Raw genomic sequence first — 16,825 nt, 5'->3', positions numbered from 1 at the left:
TAACAGGCTTAGGCCAACTATATATCAGGTCAAAAAAATGCCTGCAGCCGCTTCTGGATCAAATATATGTTCCTTTGCGGTGCAGGCACTTTTTTTACTGCAATTCCTTTAATGCAATGGTCTGGGCTTAGGGGGACCTTTCTTCTATCTCTAGGTGATTTTCGGCTTCATGAACGCTTCATGGCGACCTTTCTTCTATCTTTGAGGTGATTTTCGGCTTTATGCACGCTTCATGGCGACCTTTCTTCTCTCTCTGAGGTGACTTTCGGCTTCCTGAACGCTTCATGGCGACCTTCTTCTTTCTCTCTATTGGGAAATTTTCGGCTTTATGTTCACTTTATGTTACCCTATCCTTCTCTTAAAACATTTAATTTTTTTAATTGGAAGGGTATACCCAATTGGCGAAGTATATTAGTAAGAAAGACAAAAAGAGGCATGGAGGCCATATGAGATCCGAAACCGAAATGATGGAATTAATTTTATTAACAGCCAAGCAAGATGATCGGATACGAGCGGTTATCATGAATGGTTCGCGCACGAATCCGAATGTGAAAAAAGATATCTTTCAAGATTACGATATCGTGTACCTTGTGAGGAAAATCGAATCTTTTACCCGTGATCATAGCTGGGTGGATGTGTTTGGCGAACGGATTATGATGCAGCTGCCTGAGGAGAAGGTGCTGCCTCCGGCTGATGGCAGCGGCCGTTTTCCTTACCTTATGCAGTTTATGGACGGGAATCGTATTGATTTGACCTTGATTTCTGTTGGAAAAATGGATGAACTCCTGCAACGCGACAGCTTGACTGTCCTGCTTCTTGATAAGGATGGCCTTGTTGGCTCCCTTCCTCCTTCGAGCGATCGGGATTATTGGATTAGAAAGCCGACTGCTAAGGAGTTTGCCGATCTCTGCAACGAGTTTTGGTGGATCGGCCTGAACATCAGCAAGGGGCTTTGGCGTCAGGAGCTTACATATGCCATGTTTATGCATGAGCAAATCAACCGCAATGTAATGATTAAGATGATGGAATGGAAGATTGGCATCGAGACCGGTTTTACAAAAAGCGCTGGCAAGTTCGGAAAAGATATGCGAAATTATCTGACAGAGGAAGAGTGGGAGCAATTTAGATCAACCTATTCTGATGCCGATTTTGAAAACATTTGGGAAGCACTCTTCACTATGTGCGATCTTTTCAGAAAAACGGCTGTCATGGTCGCTGGACAGCTGGGCTATGATTACCCTTATGAAGACGATAAACGGGTGACAGCATTTTTGAAGCATGTTCGAAATCTGCCTGCTGATGCAATGTCTATCTATTAAAAAAAACCCCCTACCCAGGGGGCCTTTTTCAGTTATTTTTCAATTCGAATTGTTCAAATGCTGACCAGTTCACCATCTTTTCCATGAGAATGGAGAGGAGCACGCCCATGATGAGCCCATTTGATATAAATGGCTGGATCAGGACTGGCAAATCAGCGAACAAGGCAGGCGGTGTGTTCATTAAGCTAATGCCGATGAGCACCGGCGCTGCCAGACGGAAAATCGTATCCGAATTAAAGGTTTTTCCGTTTAAGCTATTAAAAGCCGTTCCGAAAAGCTGCAAATAAGCAACAAACAGCACAGCGTTTCCGACAGTGACCGGCATGCCGGCAAGCCATGATCCTAGCGGCGGGATCAGGCCAATCACGGCCAGCAGTGCACCCCCAAGGAAAAATGGCGTTTTCATTAAAATTCGTGTGCTCTGCAAAAATCCAATTGATGAAGTGAATGGCGTATATGGCACCAGGCCAAATCCGCTGCCGATCACTGTGAAGACGGCTGTAAAAAAAATCGAACCCCGGTACTCCCTCTTACCAGATTCTTTTTTAAATAGCGTATCTCCCGAGCTAATCGAAGCGACTGTGTTGCTCAGGTTCATCAATCCAGCAAAGAAAGTGACGGCGATAATTCCGATTTCGAGGTTAGGCTGTCCCAATGGAAACAGCGTAAAGCTCACTTCCCCGGCCGACGCCGTCCCTTGCTGCCCCTCACTCATGAATAACAAATCATAGCCAATCCATCCGGCCAGCAGCCCTATTAAAATGGAAAAATTGCTGATGATGCCATTCCCTTTTAATTTTAATAGACTAACAAAAATGACGAGTGCAAAAGAATATAAAGTAATGGGAACATCAATCGTGCCCTGCTCACTGACTTTCATCATGCCTTTGAAAAAGATAAAAATCAGCTGAAAGGTTAATAGAAACAGATAAACTGACATCACCATCGGGTTAAAGATCGATTTTAATAGCGACATTCCATTAAAAGCTGCAAGAATTAAAGTTACTGTTGAAGCCAAGAGTACCCCTGTCGCGATTCCTCCGCCTATTTCGGAATAGCTCATTCCCAGGGAGGATGCCGATAATCCCAAATTTAAAATGACTCCCCAAAGCAAGCCAGAATGGCCCTCCATCAACGGATAGCGATGCCCTGTCCACCCCTGGAAAATTGATGCAAGCCCCGTAAATACAAGCGAGGCTCTTAGCATCATCGCAATCGTTTCACTGGGCAGCTGGAAGACCGTCCCTACTGAAATGGGGATCATCACTGTATTCGCAAATATAAAGAAAAGCCATTGTACGGAAGAAAAAATCGTAACGGTACCAAACCGCTTATTCATGCTGTCAACACCGCTTTCCAATCAAAAGTTTCGTCTCTCTAAAAAATAAACTAGCTATTATTATAATATAAATCCTGATAAATTTCTTTGGATTTCACTTGAAGAAAATTGGAAGTTCATTTAATAGAGCGGAACTTAATCTGCATGTGGCCAGAAGACCAGTATATCAACAACTGACCGATATATTGGAAATCTGACCTATATATTTTAAAAGTGACCGATAAAATGAAAATCTGACCGAAATATCCAAAAAGTGACCGAAAAAGTTGGATAATTGGCCGATATAAATTTTAACAGTTTTGCGGGGTTCAATAATTAGACAGCGCAAAGACTTTTCTATCTGCCTTCTTATTAATAGGCGGCATTTTAATCGTGATTTTTTATACGTATAGCTTTTTTCCGGAATAGGAAAAACCCGCAATAAAGATTGCGGGATGGATACTATTTTTACATAAAACCGGAAAACCACAGTCCAAGCGTGGTGCCAACATAGTTGCCGATAATGTATCCGAGCGTTCCGACGACCAGAATCGGTCCAATCAGATCCTTCCAGCCTTTTGCTATCGCCATGGCTGCAGCAGTTGTCGGGCCTCCGACGTTCGCATTGCTGGCCAGGAGAATTTCTTCAAGATCATATTTTAATAGTTTCCCGGCTGTTAATGATACCGCCATATTTACCACGATGATAATGAAAACGAACACCAGCAGCAGTGGGGCATTTTGAATAATGAGTGGAATGGATGCCGGAATGCCGATGACGACAAAGAACAAGTAGATCAGGAAAGTTCCGATTTCCTGGCTTCCGTTAATCGATTCAAAGTACTTCGGAAACAACGCCAGAAATAGGAATGTCAAAGTCGTCAGCATTAAATACTTGTCGCCGAATAGCCCATTAAGCAGATTCAAAAAGAATGAAGTTTCATCGCCAGAAGGAATGAATCCATCCAGGAATTCTGCTATTTTAAAAGAAACAATAACGAGCAGAAAGGCCGTTCCAACCGACATTGCCATATCCATCAACGAAATATCCTTCCGCTTCCAAAAGCTTTCAGCAAGCGTCTTGCCCTCTTCTCCTACACTGCCTCTTTCCACTTTTTCAACATGCGGAGCTTTAAAACGGCTTCTGAAAAAGCTCATGGCCGGAATCATCATCAGGACGACGAAATATATGGCCATCATTAAATTGTCAGCGACAACCGCTGAAGATACCATTTCCCCCGGTGTTTCAAACTTCGCCGCCATGGCCGCAAAGTTCACTCCCCCGCCAATATAGGACGCGCTGAGCATGGCGCCAATTTTATCGAGCATCGGGATATGATCCTTCAGTAAAAAGAAACTGATGATCACACCTGCAACGGTACCGATGGAGCTGATCAGAAAAATAATCAGCAAGCGGCCACTTTCCTGCCAAATCTTTTTAAAATTCACATGAAAAAGCAGCAAGGGAATGGCAAGCGGGATAATAAAGGTCCAAACTGCATCATAAACAGGCGAGGCTGTAGGAATAATGCCGGTATTCGATAGTATGATCGCACCAATCAGCGCAACAATTGCACCTGAAATTTTTGAGGCCCAGCTGTAGCGCTGCTCCAAATAAATGCTCGCTGAAGCCCACACCACAATAATCCCCCACAACGTCACATAATCATCTGCTTTAATCAGGGTATGTTCCAAAATCAATTGCCTCCTTTTAACAATTTTTTACCACTATAAACATATTAGCTATATCAGAAAAAAAATTCAAAATATTCAATTTCGACAAAATTCGGGTGGTACCTGGTACCATATCAAAAAGACGCAACCTGCAGTGATTGCGTCTGAGTGATAGGCAACTCCTGATAGGCAAAAACATCGCCAGCTGTAAAACTGGCGATGCGTTCGGTTACCCATTTAAAAACAGGGTTGCAGTTACGTATTTTTTTGTAAGTGACTTATAGTACGCCGATAGGACAGTTAAGGATGCTGTGACGAGGATATTGGAAACAATGTCCTTTTGCTGGTCGGTTAGATCCTGAAAATTCTCCAGCGTCCTCAAGGCTTCTTTTTTAATGCATTGTTCAATCTGCTCGTGCATGCTTTCCCCTACAATATTTTGATGATGGGCTTTTTCAAAAATAGCTGCATAGGCAGAATAAAATGGTATCGGTTCAATCACATCATCTGTGCGGTCATCAAGATCATTGAATAAGAGAGCAAGAATTTTTCGGATGGAGTCGAAATCCAGAGTCGCTTTAAGATCCTCCACGATAAAAAGCATCGCCGCCTGGTCGACAGAATACTTTTTGCCAAGCTGAGGACTTCCAATCAGCTCCTTCACATCTCGTTTCACCCAGTTTTGCACGGCAGTCGAAGATAAATTCGTAAATTCAATTTGGTTTCCCAGTGCAACGATTTCATTTATCGAAAAACCGATTTTCTGCAAATCAGCTCTTAGCAATTTTTCAAAAATAGCTGGCATTTTTGTGTCTAAAAAAGCCTCAATTGATTTTCCGCTTTTTTCATGGGCGGCGGCCCACGCATTCTGAAGGATTTCTTTGGGCGAATAAGTCCCTTCCCCTTTTAGGGAGAAGAGAAAATCAGCCATGCTTTTTCTCGATAGCTGGAATAATTCCAAGGTTATCAGCCCCTGCGTTCTTCTATTAGATGTCTCCATCCTAATTGTTTCCTATTTAACAGTCAATGTCTATTGGTTTTGTTTTCCCTTTTGACACTATCATAACTGTATTAAATTCTTGTAATTTTCTTAGAAAAAATATAAAATATAGTCAAGTGACAAGTTCATAAGACCTCGAAATACAAAAAATATTTATATAAGGGTGAGGAAATGGGTAAGCGTATATTTTACTTTTTATTGACGAACGTACTTGTCTTATTGACGATTAGTATTATTTTCTCGCTGATTGGCGGAGGAAATTATATCAATGCCCAGGGCGGCATTGACTTCGGTGCCTTGCTGGTTGTGAGTGCTGTCATTGGTTTCTCTGGCTCCTTCATATCACTCTTGATGTCCCGCTGGATGGCCAAGAAAATGATGAATGTCCAAGTGCTGGATCCGAATGGATCACTATCATCAGCTGAACGTGACATTGTGGAAAAGGTTCACCGCCTATCCAGAGCAGCAGGCTTAACACATATGCCTGAAGTAGGAATCTATCATTCTCCTGAAGTGAACGCATTTGCCACCGGACCGTCTAAAAAACGTTCCCTTGTCGCAGTTTCAACCGGATTGCTGCAGGAAATGGACGACGATGCCATTGAAGGCGTTATTGCTCACGAAGTTGCGCATATTGCAAACGGAGATATGGTCACCATGACTCTGCTTCAAGGTGTAGTCAACACATTTGTTGTCTTCTTAGCCCGCATTGCAGCTTGGGTTGCATCGCGATTTGTTAGAGAAGAAATGGCACCGATCGTGCACTTCATTGCCGTGATCGTGTTCCAAATCGCCTTTTCCATTCTGGGAAGCCTTGTTGTCTTCGCCTACTCCCGTCACCGTGAATTCCATGCGGACCGCGGCGGTGCAGACCTGGCAGGCAAGGATAAAATGGCACATGCCCTGCAAATGCTAAAGGCATACTCCAACCGCATCAAGGGCGAAGAGCAGACAGCGATCTCTACTCTAAAAATTAATAATAGAAGCAAAGCTTCATTGTTCTCCACACATCCGGATTTGGATGAGCGTATTAGACGCTTGAGCATGAAGTAAGAGGAAAGGGTGCCCCAAGGTTTCGGGGCATCTTTTTTTATAAGGATATGTTAATCCTAGAATGGGATTTCCAGGAACTAGGGGGGCTGAACTGAAAAGCAGAATCATCCATACGTCATTATTCACAGTTCTGCTATTTTTTGACCTGACCTGCTCTTATACCTTTTATTGGCTAATTTCGCTCTTCATTTAGTGTGGTATGCAAATTTCTTTATATCTGATTTTCCTGAAGAAAATATTGTTTTGGACATTTCTGATGCTTCTCTGCTGATTATTGCCGCCAGTATTTTACCTTTTTCTATCTTAAGTATATATTAGATCCAGTTCCTTATAGGAAAATCAAACTTATACTTATTGTGGCAGGATTTGGTTTTTCCCTGTTTCTTTATATCATCTGGTTTTGCCGCATCTAGCTGTTGAACAGCTACTGAACGGAGACTTATTCATCCAATCAATGATCTTTGGCTTTAGTTCATCCCTGTTTATCTATGCTTGGAAAAACTTTAAATCTCTTTTCAATCAAACGTTTGATTAAACCGATACACCAAAAAGCGCTCATTTTCATTCTGCTTGTCCAGGCCAACCTCCTTCAGCAGTTCAAAAGGGGTACTGTTTTCCAGAAAAAATATATAGTCCTTAGAAGGATAATACAAAATGATATCAATCTTCCGCAGATGTTCCTCAGCAGACCTCAGGATATTGTTGGCTACTTTCATAAAAATTTGCACGGTAAACGGATTAAAAAAATAGAAGTGGGTGTCTTCAGCCAAAATTTCATATTTCTGCGCCAGGCAGCACTTAAACTCAATCCGCTCTTTATCTCCTTTATAACGCTGTAAATTGGCAGCGGCCTCACCATAAAAATCCTCACTCATCTCCACTCCGACAGCGGAAGTGCCAAACTTATAATGAACATAAAAAGGCAGGCGGCCTTTCCCGCAGCCAAAGTCCACAACCCGGTCACTGCTTTTCAGTTCATATTCTGCAGACAATTTTTCCAATGCCTCATAAGGTGTTGGCTCGTAGCGGTGGTAGTGGAAAAATTCATGGAATCCTTTCTGCTCCCCGCATGTTTGGATATTAAGCAAGTCATCAAAATACTTCTCTTTCATTGGCGTGCTCCCCTTATAAAAAAGTGCCTGGCACCGCCCTTGGACAAGTTGGTCCATTTGCAGTGTCAGGCATTCATGATGTATGTATGCAGATTATTTCGCTTCTAAAACCAAATATTCACGCAATGTCTGCTGCAGTGTTCCCTTTGTTTCGGCTTGTTTTTCGAAGGTAACACCTGCATGAATCATCTTTCTGACCAGTTCAGCACGCAAGCCTGTAAGGACTGCGTCGCACCCCATCATTTTAATGCCGCTCAGGATCTTTTTAAAATGAACAATCACATCAATTTCCATATCCGCAATACCGGAAAGATCCATGATCAATGTTTGGATTTTGACTGAAGAAATATCCATCAGGACTTTTTCTTCAATTGTCTGGATCCGGTAAGAATCAATCATGCCAATCAGCGGAAGAACAGCTACAGAAGAGCTGATTGGAATAATTGGCACTGATAAATGCTCAACCAATTTCCGCTGGGATTTTAGCATATCATCTTTATAATCCGAATAGCTGATGAAAAAGTTATTAAGGAATTGATCAACATGGTCATTGACTTCTCTTTCTTGCTTATAAAAGCTTTCGGACGTTTGGTTTAATCCTTTTACCTTGTCAAATTGATAAAGGAAATGCCATAGTGTTCTTCTGATTGCCTGAACCCATTCCAATTTAAACGATAGGGTCAGGGAATGCTCCGCCCAAGCAACACCTTCCTGTTTGGCGAAAGCGATCAGCTCTTCTTCTCTATTTTCCGTCACATACAGAGCCAATCTCTCTGCGTTTTTTAACAGGTCGATATTGCCCCTTTGTAAAATTTCATTAATTTTTGAAGCCACATTAACAGCTTCTGATAATAGCTTTTGCTGAAAATTCCCACGGTTCGTAACGATAAATTCAGCAATATCCTTGCTATCCTTGTAAGTTGCCTCCATTTTAAGCATACGCCCCTTTGTTTTGTTGACTATTATACTCATTCGTTTAAACGGTGGAAAATCCTCCCGAAAACTTAATTATGGAAGAGGTTAGTAACATTTTATTAAACCCTAAAACTAATTACCCTCATTTTGCTCCCTTTAAACCTTAGATATAAGTAAAATGTATTTTTTTATAAAAACGGACAAATTTTATCCTTAAGCTTAGAGGAATTTGTATACCAAGCACCCGCTCAGCGGTGCCGGAAGGAATCCCAATTCGGATAGCTGCTGGATCTCCTCCTCCATAGGTGTACCATCACTGTTTTCAACCAATATCAAACATACACAGTCCCCGCTCCCTTATTTTTATTGTATACGGCTTATTGATAAAAAAGTTCCTTTTGAACACAAAAAGCGCCGCAGACGGGCGCTTTTTTTTAAATGGTTCTTTTCGTATAGATTGTTGTTTTTGAACTATAAAGCTTGCCCGTTGATTTCCGCTCCAGTCACTTGCTTTCCGCGGGGAGGAACGGGAGCCTCCTCGGCGTTTCGCGCCTGCGGGGTCTCCCGCTCCCTCTCTTCCCGCAGGAGTCAAGTGCCTTCCACTCCAATCAACTCAGTAATTAAAACTAGTTTGTAAGCAACATACTTGGGAAAACAGCCTTTTAAATAAAGCCTAGCGTGCTCATAAAGACAACAATAATGGTAATCGGAACCACCCATTTCATCAGGAAGCTCCAGGTTGTATACATGGCAGGTGAAAGCGTGTTGCTGATTGTAAATTCGTCTTTCACGAGCTGTTTGCTCATCTTATATGAAATAAACAGCGCGATCAGCAGGCTTCCTAGCGGCAGCAATATATTGCTGACAAGGAAATCTGTTGCATCAAAGACATTTTTCCCGAAAATTGTGAAATCCCCCAGCAAGCTGAATGACAATGCAGCAGGAATTCCAGCAGCAAACACGACAATTCCGGAAAGCCAGGAGATTTTTTTCCTTGTGTGTTTTCCGTTCTCGATAAAAGCAGATACGATGATTTCCAGCATGCTAAACGAAGAAGTTAGTGTTGCAAATAAGAATAGAAGCAGGAAGATCGCCAGGAAAAATTCACCCATTGGAATTTGTGAAAAGACTGCCGGCAGAACCATGAACAGCAGGCCAGGACCTTCTGCAGGCTCGAAGCCAAATGCAAATACAACCGGGAATATCGCCAATCCAGCCAGAATGGATATAAAGATATTCATGACTACAACGGAACCCGCTGATGCAGGAATACTTACTTTTTTATCCAAATAAGAGCTGTATGTAACCATGCAGGAAAAACCGACTGCAAGAGCAAAGAACGACTGTCCAAGTGCGTAAAGGGCAGATTCACCGGTGACCTTGCTGAAATCAGGGTTCAGGAAGAATTTAACCCCTTCCATTGCACCCTCCAGAGTCAAGGCACGGATCACAAGCACAATAAAGAATACAAATAAAAGCGGCATCATATATTTGCTTGCTTTTTCAATACCATTTTGTATCCCGAACGTAATAACAATAATATTAATTAGCAAAAATGCTGCAAGACCGATAAGTGTCAAACCTGGTGTGGATGTGACGCTGCCAAATAATTCAGGGTACGCCGCATCTGGCGTAATGATTTGGCCGCCAACCGCCATAACCGTATAAATTAGCACCCATCCCCCTACAACCGCATAGAAGGAAAGCAGCAGGAAACAGCCGATTACGCCAAGCTTACCTGTAATCGTCCACCAGCTATTGGGCGCGAGCTTATAATAAGCAGATACCGCCTCTTTCTGTGCGCCTCGTCCGATAATAAATTCTGAAATCAGCATGGGAAGCCCAATCAGAATCGTAAACGCAATAAACATAAGCAAAAATGCGCCCCCGCCGCTCGTTCCGGCTACGTACGGAAATTTCCAGATGGCCCCCAGGCCGATCGCCGCACCGGCCGAGGACATGATAAAACCGAATTTAGATGACCACTGCTCTCGATTTGTACTCATAGTACACCCCCTGTTAATCTCTCTATTTTATAGCTCCGTGCGGATATCCCAAAGCTCTGGGAAGAAGCGCTGATCCAGTACTTTTTTCAGATAGCCGACACCTGAAGAACCGCCTGTGCCCATTTTGAAGCCGATGATTCTTTCCACTGTTTTCATATGGCGGAAGCGCCACTGCTGAAGCCAGTCTTCAATATCCACAAGCTTTTCTGCCAGCTCATAAAGTTCCCAATACTTTTCAGGATTTTTATACACAGTCATCCAAGCCTCACGCACGGAATCATTTTCTTTGTATGTTCTTGTTACATCTCTGTTTAGGATTTCTTCGTCAATTGCAAGTCCTGCTTTGTGGAGCGCGCGGATTGCTACATCGTAAAGGCCTGGTGCTTCGAACGCTTCAGTTAATTTCGCGTGCAGGTCAGGATCTTTTTGATAGATTTTGAGAACATGCTCCGTTTTGTAGCCTAACGCAAATTCTACCATACGGTACTGGTAGGATTGGAAGCCAGATGCCTGGCCAAGAGAATCCCGAAACTCCATATACTCGGACGGCGTCATTGTAGATAAGACATCCCATGCCTGGATAATCTGCGATTGCGTCTTGGAAACACGCGCAAGGCGCTTCTGCGCTGTGGATAAGTCGTTGTTTTCAATCGATTTAATGGCTGCGCCCATTTCATGAAGAATCAACTTCATCCACAGCTCGCTCACCTGGTGGATAATAATGAACAGCATCTCATCATGATGGCCGGAAAGCCTGTTTTGTGCAGACAGGATCTTATCCAGCTGCAGGTACTCGGCATATGTCATGTTGTTTGTAAAATCAGTATGGATGCTTTTTTCAGAGGTAGTTGCGTTAACATCTTGATGGTTTTTTTCGTTGATCATGGTGGATCCTCCTTATAATCTAGCTTTCGTTTAAGGCTGGTATATCAGCAACTGACCAATATATCGGGAAAGTGGCGGATATATTGAAAATCTGACCAATATCCTCTTGTGATTTTCCATATATTTGAAAAACTGACCAATAAAATTTATTTTGGACTGATAAAGATAGGATTGGAGCCGCTGCTATGAATGAGCGGCCTGATAATAAATTGTTTGGCCGGTAAACCCCAGAGTTTGGCCGGTATTTTGCTAAAATCGGCCGGTAAATGTTTATTTTTGGCCGGTATTTTCTAAAAAATGGCCGGTAAATGTTTTTTCTGCTCGCTAATCCAAGTCTAGATAACTGCAAAATGCCGTTTGGCCGATAAACTCTCTAGTTTAGCCGTTAAATCATTAGATTCGGCCGATAACTGCGCGAGTTTTAGCCAATATATTCCTAAAATCGGCCGTTAACGTTCATTTTAGCCTGCTGAAATAACTCTTTTCCCCTAAAGCGGCCTAATAACCGCCCGCACCGGACTGCCATCAGCCCCTTTAATCGGCAGCGGCAAAGCAATCAGCTCGTAATTGCCTTCTTCCACATCATCAAGCATGATATTTTCTAAAATATGAATGCCATTCCGATACAAAGCATGGTGCGTTTCCATATCCTTGCTGTCGAGCGGGTCAACGGATGGAACATCCACACCCAGAAGTCGCACGCCTTTACTGCCCAGGTAGTCCGCCATATCCGCCGCCAATTCAGAAATCCTTTCCGGGAACACTTCCGGATTATTCGGAACCGCTGTTTTCAGCAGCACACGTTCCACGCCTTCCAAATCAAAACCGCGCAATACTTCAGCATCTACATGATCATAACCAGACACATCAATCACAAGCGCAGTCCCGATATACAGCTCAATATCAAGATCAATAATCTTCTCGCCTTCATCATTAAAATGGAACGGTGCATCGACATGGGTGCCGGTATGCAGGCTGGTTGTGATCCGGCCAATATTGACCGATCCAGTTTGCTCTTTTGTAAAAGCCGTTTCATAACTGAATGGCGTATCGCCAGGCCAGTGCGCAATATCGCTGCTTAATGGCTGTGAAATATCAATCCACCCTTTTTTCGTCATGCCACGACTCCCCGCTTATTTTCAAATTGCTTGTATTTTTCCTCTTTCATGATGCCTTTTAAAATCTGCACTGTTTTCCAGACATCCTCAAATGTATTGTATAGGGCTACTGGCGCAAGGCGAATTCCATTCGGCGCACGAAAATCAGGTATGACTCCTTCTGCCTTCAGCGCTTTGCAGATTCGAGCCGCTTCCGGATGCTCCAAATAAATATGACCGCCGCGCTTCTTCTCATCAAGCGGATTTCGCAGAACCAAACCGTGTCCGTCCAGCTCATGCTTAATCAAATCTATCATATAGCCTGTCAGTTTAAGGGATTTCTCCCGGATCTTCTCCATCCCTACTTCATTAAACATGCTTAGAGAGCCAATAATTGGGGCCATGCTAAAAATATTCGGTGTTCCAATCTGATATGCGCCTGCATCCTCGGCAACTGTAAGCTCATGCTCCATATCAAATTGCTTATCTTTGCGGGAGCTGAACCAGCCGGCAAGTCCGGGCACTTTGCCAAAGTGACGCTTGTTTACGAACAATCCGCCAGTGGAGCCTGGTCCGCCATTTAAATGCTTATAGTTGCACCAGAACGCGAAGTCGACATCCCAGGCACTCAACTCATGTGTAACCGATCCAACTGAATGACATAAATCAAAACCAATCTTGATGCCCCGCTTATGGGCTTCGGCAGTCAAATATTCCATATCCAGCACCTGGCCGCTGCGATACAAAACGCCTGGCAGGACAATCAGCGCAATTTCATCAGTCATCGCTGCGACAATATCTTCTTCTTTCAGCGTATGGCCATCCCCGCTCTTTACTTGGACAAGATGCTCAGCAGGATCATAGCCCTTCAGCTTAATCTGGCTTTGCAGCGCATAAATATCGCTCGGAAAATTTAATTCGTCCGCCAATATTTTCGTTCTTTTTCCTTCCGGCTTATAAAAAGTAGATACAAGCTGGTGCAAATTAACGGTAGTGGAACCGCTTACAATTACTTCTTCCGGATTTGCCCCTACGATTGGCGCCAGCTCTTTTCCAAGTGTTTCAGATAAATAGAACCAAGAATTGTCCCCTTCTGTCCAGCCGTCAATTCCATGGTGCTTCCAGGAATCCAGTAAATCAAGAAGCGATTTTTCCGCTCGCTTGGATAGCAGGCCAAGGGAGTTTCCATCCAAGTAAATTCCGTTTTCCTTTATATAAAACTCTTCCCGGTAAGATGCCAGACCATCCTGGGCATCCAGTCCGATTGCATATTCACGTGTAATATCCATAGATTTCCAACCTTTCAGAATATTTATTATTTACGCAAATTATATAAGTTTGATTGACACTATGTCAATGATATAATGTCAGTAAGGTTGTCAGAAAACTCAAAACCATTTAAACTTACAAGAAAAGCGGAAGTGTCTTGCCCACGAAGGAACGCAGACTAAGGACGCCACGTCCTGTCGCAACGTCTGCATGACCCCCATCCTCCCAAAAGCTGCCGCTTTTGGTCGTGCGATGATTATGCTGACGAAGCCTTCCTTGTCCTGCGGGCCTCAGGCATAAGACGGTTCCTGTAAGAAGGCGTTTTTCCTTCTGATAGTAAACGGCTTATGACCCTGAGTCCCTAGGAGCCGCAACTAGACAAGCTTGTGACCTCGAGGGGGTAGGCGCTCCTCCTAAAAGCTAACGCTTTTAGTCGTGCGATGATTAAGCTGTCGAAGCGTTCCTTGTGGAGCTGGACAGTTATCGACGGTCAAAATTTCACACTTTTATACTAAAAAAATACTTCAATATTCGAAATATAAAAGCAAACTGGCAAAGGAATGAAAACATGACAAACTCAATCGACCAATTGCCGGCAAGGCAGCAGCAAGCCCTTAAGACGCGCAGCAGACTCCTGAAAGCCGGAAAAGAAATTTTCCTCGAAAATGGCTTTCAAAAAGCGACCATCTCGCAAATTATTAAAAAAGCCAAAACAGGCTACGGAACGGCTTACGTCTATTTTAAAAATAAGGATGAACTTTTTATCACCTTGATGGAAGATTTGATGAACCAATTTTACGAAGTGGCCGAGATGCCCTTCAAACCGCAGACAAAAGACGAAGCCTATGAAAATATCAAAAAACAGGTTCGCCTTTTCCTGCAGCTGGCTTTGGATGAGCAGGATATGATGAAAGTGGTAAAAGAAGCAATCGGGGTCTCTCCTGAAATTGACCATAAATGGTATATGATCCGCGAACGATTCATCGAGCGGATTTCGGTGGATATCCGCTATGCCCAGGTGCAAAAACTCGCCAAGCAGCATCTCGATCCATCCCTCACCGCAAGAGGCTGGTTCTACTCAAATGAAATGTTTATGTGGGAACTGGTGATGAACGAGGATAAGTATAAGATGGATGATGTGATTGTGAATTTGACTAGTATGTATACGGGCGGGTTGTATGAATAATAGATTGAATTTGATCCGGGTTTAATAAAATTCACCTGCAAAATAGAAATCACCCCGTACTATGAATGGATATTTTAAGTTTGAAATTTATGCTGCACCACTTTCATAGATTTGCGGATCACTTTTTCGATTTATGCTTCAGGTTTGTTCATTTATGCACCACTTTTCGATTATATGCACAACTTCCCATTCAACGGGTCTGTTTTAAGAAACAAATAATGTTCGCCAAAAAGGTACCTCTCCCCGCCAAGGGAGGAGGCAACTTTTTCTAATTCGGAATCAACTCTCTATCATTCGATGAAACCGTAATATTCCCTTTCGACAGCTTCACCGTCACATCGGAACCGTGGGAAATACTTCGGGTCATGAGTAACAACAATTACGCACTTCCCTTCCTCGTGAGCCAGTGCCCGCAATAGCCCGACAATCTCCTAGGCGGTATCTTCATCCAGATTTCCAGTAGGCTCATCCGCCACAATCAGTTCGGCATCACAGCACAATGCCCGGGCAATGGCTACGCGCTGCTGCTGTCCTCCGCTTAAAGTAAGCACTTTTTGCCGTGCCTGCATCTCGGAAATCCCGACCCGCTGCAGCATTTCCAGCGCCACTGCCTTTTTGTTTTTCGCAGAAGACCCCGTAATCTCCATAGCAGTTAGTACATTCTGCAATGCAGTCATATACGGAAGCAGATTATAAGATTGAAAGACAATCGAGACAAATTTGTTTCGGAACCTGGTCAGTCCGATCTTCCGGATATCCTTCCCTTCATACAGGACTTCTCCCTCTTTCGGAACATCCAGCGCACTGGCAAGCGCCAGGAATGTTGTTTTCCCGGAACCGGACGGCCCGATGATGCTATAAAAATTCCCTTTCTCGAAACTGACTCATCGCCTGTTCTCTCATTTTTTCCATGTCGTGCTGAAGCTTAACATCAGCCCCCAGCTTTTGACGGGCCAGATCACCTGATTTTTCAGCAGATGTCTGGACGGACAAGCCTGCCAGCACTAATACACAAATCACCGTAAACACAAAGATCTGCAATATGCTTTTCCTTTTCTGGCCTTAACACTTAAAAAAGCTCGCTTTAAAAAATTCATTTCATTTTTCCCCTCAGCCCTCTAAATTGTTCTCAATCTCATATTCTTCGAATGTTTCTTCCAGCCATGCAGTATATTCTGTCTGCATTTCTGTTTCGATTAATGTATTTTTGATCTCTTCCTTAACATCCTCATAGACCGCTTCTTTGGCTTCCTGCTTTTCTGCTACCTTGATGACATGATAACCATATTCCGTTTTAACAGGTTCACTAATTTTTCCTGGCTCCAGAGAGAAGGCGACCTCTTCAAACTCAGCAACCATGTCTCCCTTCCCGAAAAATCCGAGGTCTCCGCCCGCATCTTTATTGCTTTCATCTGTAGAGTATTCAGCTGCCAGCTCTGCGAAGTCCCCGCCATCATTCAGCTTCTCAATGACTTCCTTTGCCGCCTTCTCGTCCTCTACTAAAATATGGCTCGCAGACACCTGTTCCTCTTGAGCAAAGGTGTCCTTGTTTTGATCAAAATAGGTTTTCATTTCATCTTCTGTAATGTCGATTCTTGGTTCGAGCAGCTTCTTCGTTGCCAGGTAGGATTCGATATCATCCTCAAAATCGGCCATCGTCAGGCCGCTTGTTTCGAGCGTCTGCTTTAAAGCATCCTCACCGCCGTATGACTCCGCGTAAACGGCTTTTTCCTCATCAATTTCTTCTTGTGTCACTTTCACATTTTCTTTTTTTACTTCCTGCTCAATCACTTTCTCGGTGATTAGCGTATCCAGAAGCTCCTGTCCGTACTGGTCAACAAGCCGCTCATGCAGCTCATCCCTGCTGATTTTCTCCCCGTTAACTGTCGCTGCCGCATCATTCTGTATGGTAAAAAAGATGGCTGCCGCTGCTCCGATTGTAAAAACACTGCCTAAAATCCAATATAAAATTTTTTTATTCTTCATTTTGT

Annotated in this window: 14 protein-coding genes and 1 pseudogene; 3 read left to right on the top strand and 12 right to left on the bottom strand. The window is 43.4% G+C overall.

Annotation, left to right across the window (positions count from 1 at the left end; all coding sequences use genetic code 11):
- Positions 1 to 446: 446 nt before the first annotated feature.
- On the top strand, positions 447 to 1,319 hold the full coding sequence (locus IQ19_RS08830) for an aminoglycoside 6-adenylyltransferase (RefSeq protein ID WP_144542057.1): 873 nt from the start codon (positions 447 to 449) through the stop codon (positions 1,317 to 1,319).
- A gap of 28 nt (positions 1,320 to 1,347) precedes the next feature.
- Here IQ19_RS08830 and IQ19_RS08825 read toward each other — a convergent pair whose 3' ends face one another.
- From IQ19_RS08825 to IQ19_RS08815, 3 genes are all read right to left on the bottom strand, one after another.
- Entirely contained in the window at positions 1,348 to 2,658 is a 1,311-nt protein-coding gene (locus tag IQ19_RS08825) for a uracil/xanthine transporter (protein WP_144542055.1), read from the bottom strand.
- Between the two features lie 447 nt (positions 2,659 to 3,105).
- Positions 3,106 to 4,332, bottom strand: a complete 1,227-nt coding sequence (locus IQ19_RS08820) for a DUF819 family protein (RefSeq protein ID WP_144542053.1) — start codon at positions 4,330 to 4,332, stop codon at positions 3,106 to 3,108.
- Between the two features lie 208 nt (positions 4,333 to 4,540).
- A complete protein-coding gene (locus tag IQ19_RS08815) occupies positions 4,541 to 5,272 on the bottom strand; it encodes a DUF1836 domain-containing protein (protein WP_144542337.1) in 732 nt (243 codons plus the stop codon).
- A 210-nt stretch (positions 5,273 to 5,482) separates the two neighbouring features.
- On the opposite strand from IQ19_RS08815, the gene htpX reads away from it, so the two are divergent.
- On the top strand, positions 5,483 to 6,364 hold the full coding sequence (htpX, locus tag IQ19_RS08810) for a protease HtpX (protein ID WP_144542052.1): 882 nt from the start codon (positions 5,483 to 5,485) through the stop codon (positions 6,362 to 6,364).
- Between the two features lie 515 nt (positions 6,365 to 6,879).
- Here the strand turns inward: htpX and IQ19_RS08805 are convergent.
- From IQ19_RS08805 to kynU, 6 genes are all read right to left on the bottom strand, one after another.
- Positions 6,880 to 7,476, bottom strand: coding sequence for an SAM-dependent methyltransferase (locus tag IQ19_RS08805; protein WP_144542049.1), 597 nt, complete (start codon positions 7,474 to 7,476; stop codon positions 6,880 to 6,882).
- Between the two features lie 93 nt (positions 7,477 to 7,569).
- Positions 7,570 to 8,406 (bottom strand): STAS domain-containing protein, encoded by an 837-nt coding sequence (locus IQ19_RS08800; protein ID WP_144542047.1) that lies wholly within the window; start codon positions 8,404 to 8,406, stop codon positions 7,570 to 7,572.
- Positions 8,407 to 9,053: 647 nt separating this feature from the next.
- Positions 9,054 to 10,397 (bottom strand): sodium-dependent transporter, encoded by a 1,344-nt coding sequence (locus IQ19_RS08795; RefSeq protein WP_144542046.1) that lies wholly within the window; start codon positions 10,395 to 10,397, stop codon positions 9,054 to 9,056.
- A 27-nt stretch (positions 10,398 to 10,424) separates the two neighbouring features.
- Positions 10,425 to 11,282 (bottom strand): tryptophan 2,3-dioxygenase, encoded by an 858-nt coding sequence (gene kynA, locus IQ19_RS08790; RefSeq protein ID WP_144542044.1) that lies wholly within the window; start codon positions 11,280 to 11,282, stop codon positions 10,425 to 10,427.
- Between the two features lie 488 nt (positions 11,283 to 11,770).
- Positions 11,771 to 12,400, bottom strand: coding sequence for an arylformamidase (kynB, locus tag IQ19_RS08785; RefSeq protein WP_144542042.1), 630 nt, complete (start codon positions 12,398 to 12,400; stop codon positions 11,771 to 11,773).
- Positions 12,397 to 13,668 (bottom strand): kynureninase, encoded by a 1,272-nt coding sequence (kynU, locus tag IQ19_RS08780; protein WP_144542040.1) that lies wholly within the window; start codon positions 13,666 to 13,668, stop codon positions 12,397 to 12,399. The genes kynB and kynU overlap by 4 nt, the downstream gene beginning before the upstream one ends.
- A gap of 548 nt (positions 13,669 to 14,216) precedes the next feature.
- Here kynU and IQ19_RS08775 point away from each other — a divergent pair.
- A complete protein-coding gene (locus IQ19_RS08775) occupies positions 14,217 to 14,834 on the top strand; it encodes a TetR/AcrR family transcriptional regulator (RefSeq protein WP_144542038.1) in 618 nt (205 codons plus the stop codon).
- Between the two features lie 268 nt (positions 14,835 to 15,102).
- On the opposite strand, the pseudogene IQ19_RS08770 reads toward IQ19_RS08775, so the two are convergent.
- From IQ19_RS08770 to IQ19_RS08760, 3 genes and pseudogenes are all read right to left on the bottom strand, one after another.
- A pseudogene (locus IQ19_RS08770) lies at positions 15,103 to 15,718 on the bottom strand (ABC transporter ATP-binding protein); the annotation flags it as partial.
- Entirely contained in the window at positions 15,690 to 15,875 is a 186-nt protein-coding gene (locus IQ19_RS08765) for a hypothetical protein (RefSeq protein WP_415801794.1), read from the bottom strand. The gene IQ19_RS08765 and the pseudogene IQ19_RS08770, both read right to left, overlap by 29 nt.
- Before the next feature lie 69 nt (positions 15,876 to 15,944).
- Complete coding sequence (locus IQ19_RS08760; RefSeq protein WP_144542036.1) at positions 15,945 to 16,820, bottom strand: peptidylprolyl isomerase; 876 nt, start codon at positions 16,818 to 16,820, stop codon at positions 15,945 to 15,947.
- Positions 16,821 to 16,825: the final 5 nt, after the last annotated feature.

It is taken from the genome of Cytobacillus oceanisediminis (assembly GCF_007830235.1).
Taxonomy (GTDB): Bacteria; Bacillota; Bacilli; order Bacillales; family Cytobacillaceae; genus Cytobacillus; species Cytobacillus oceanisediminis.
The sequence above is the reverse complement of the archived record's forward strand: the minus strand, read 5'-3'. Positions and strand labels throughout refer to the sequence as shown.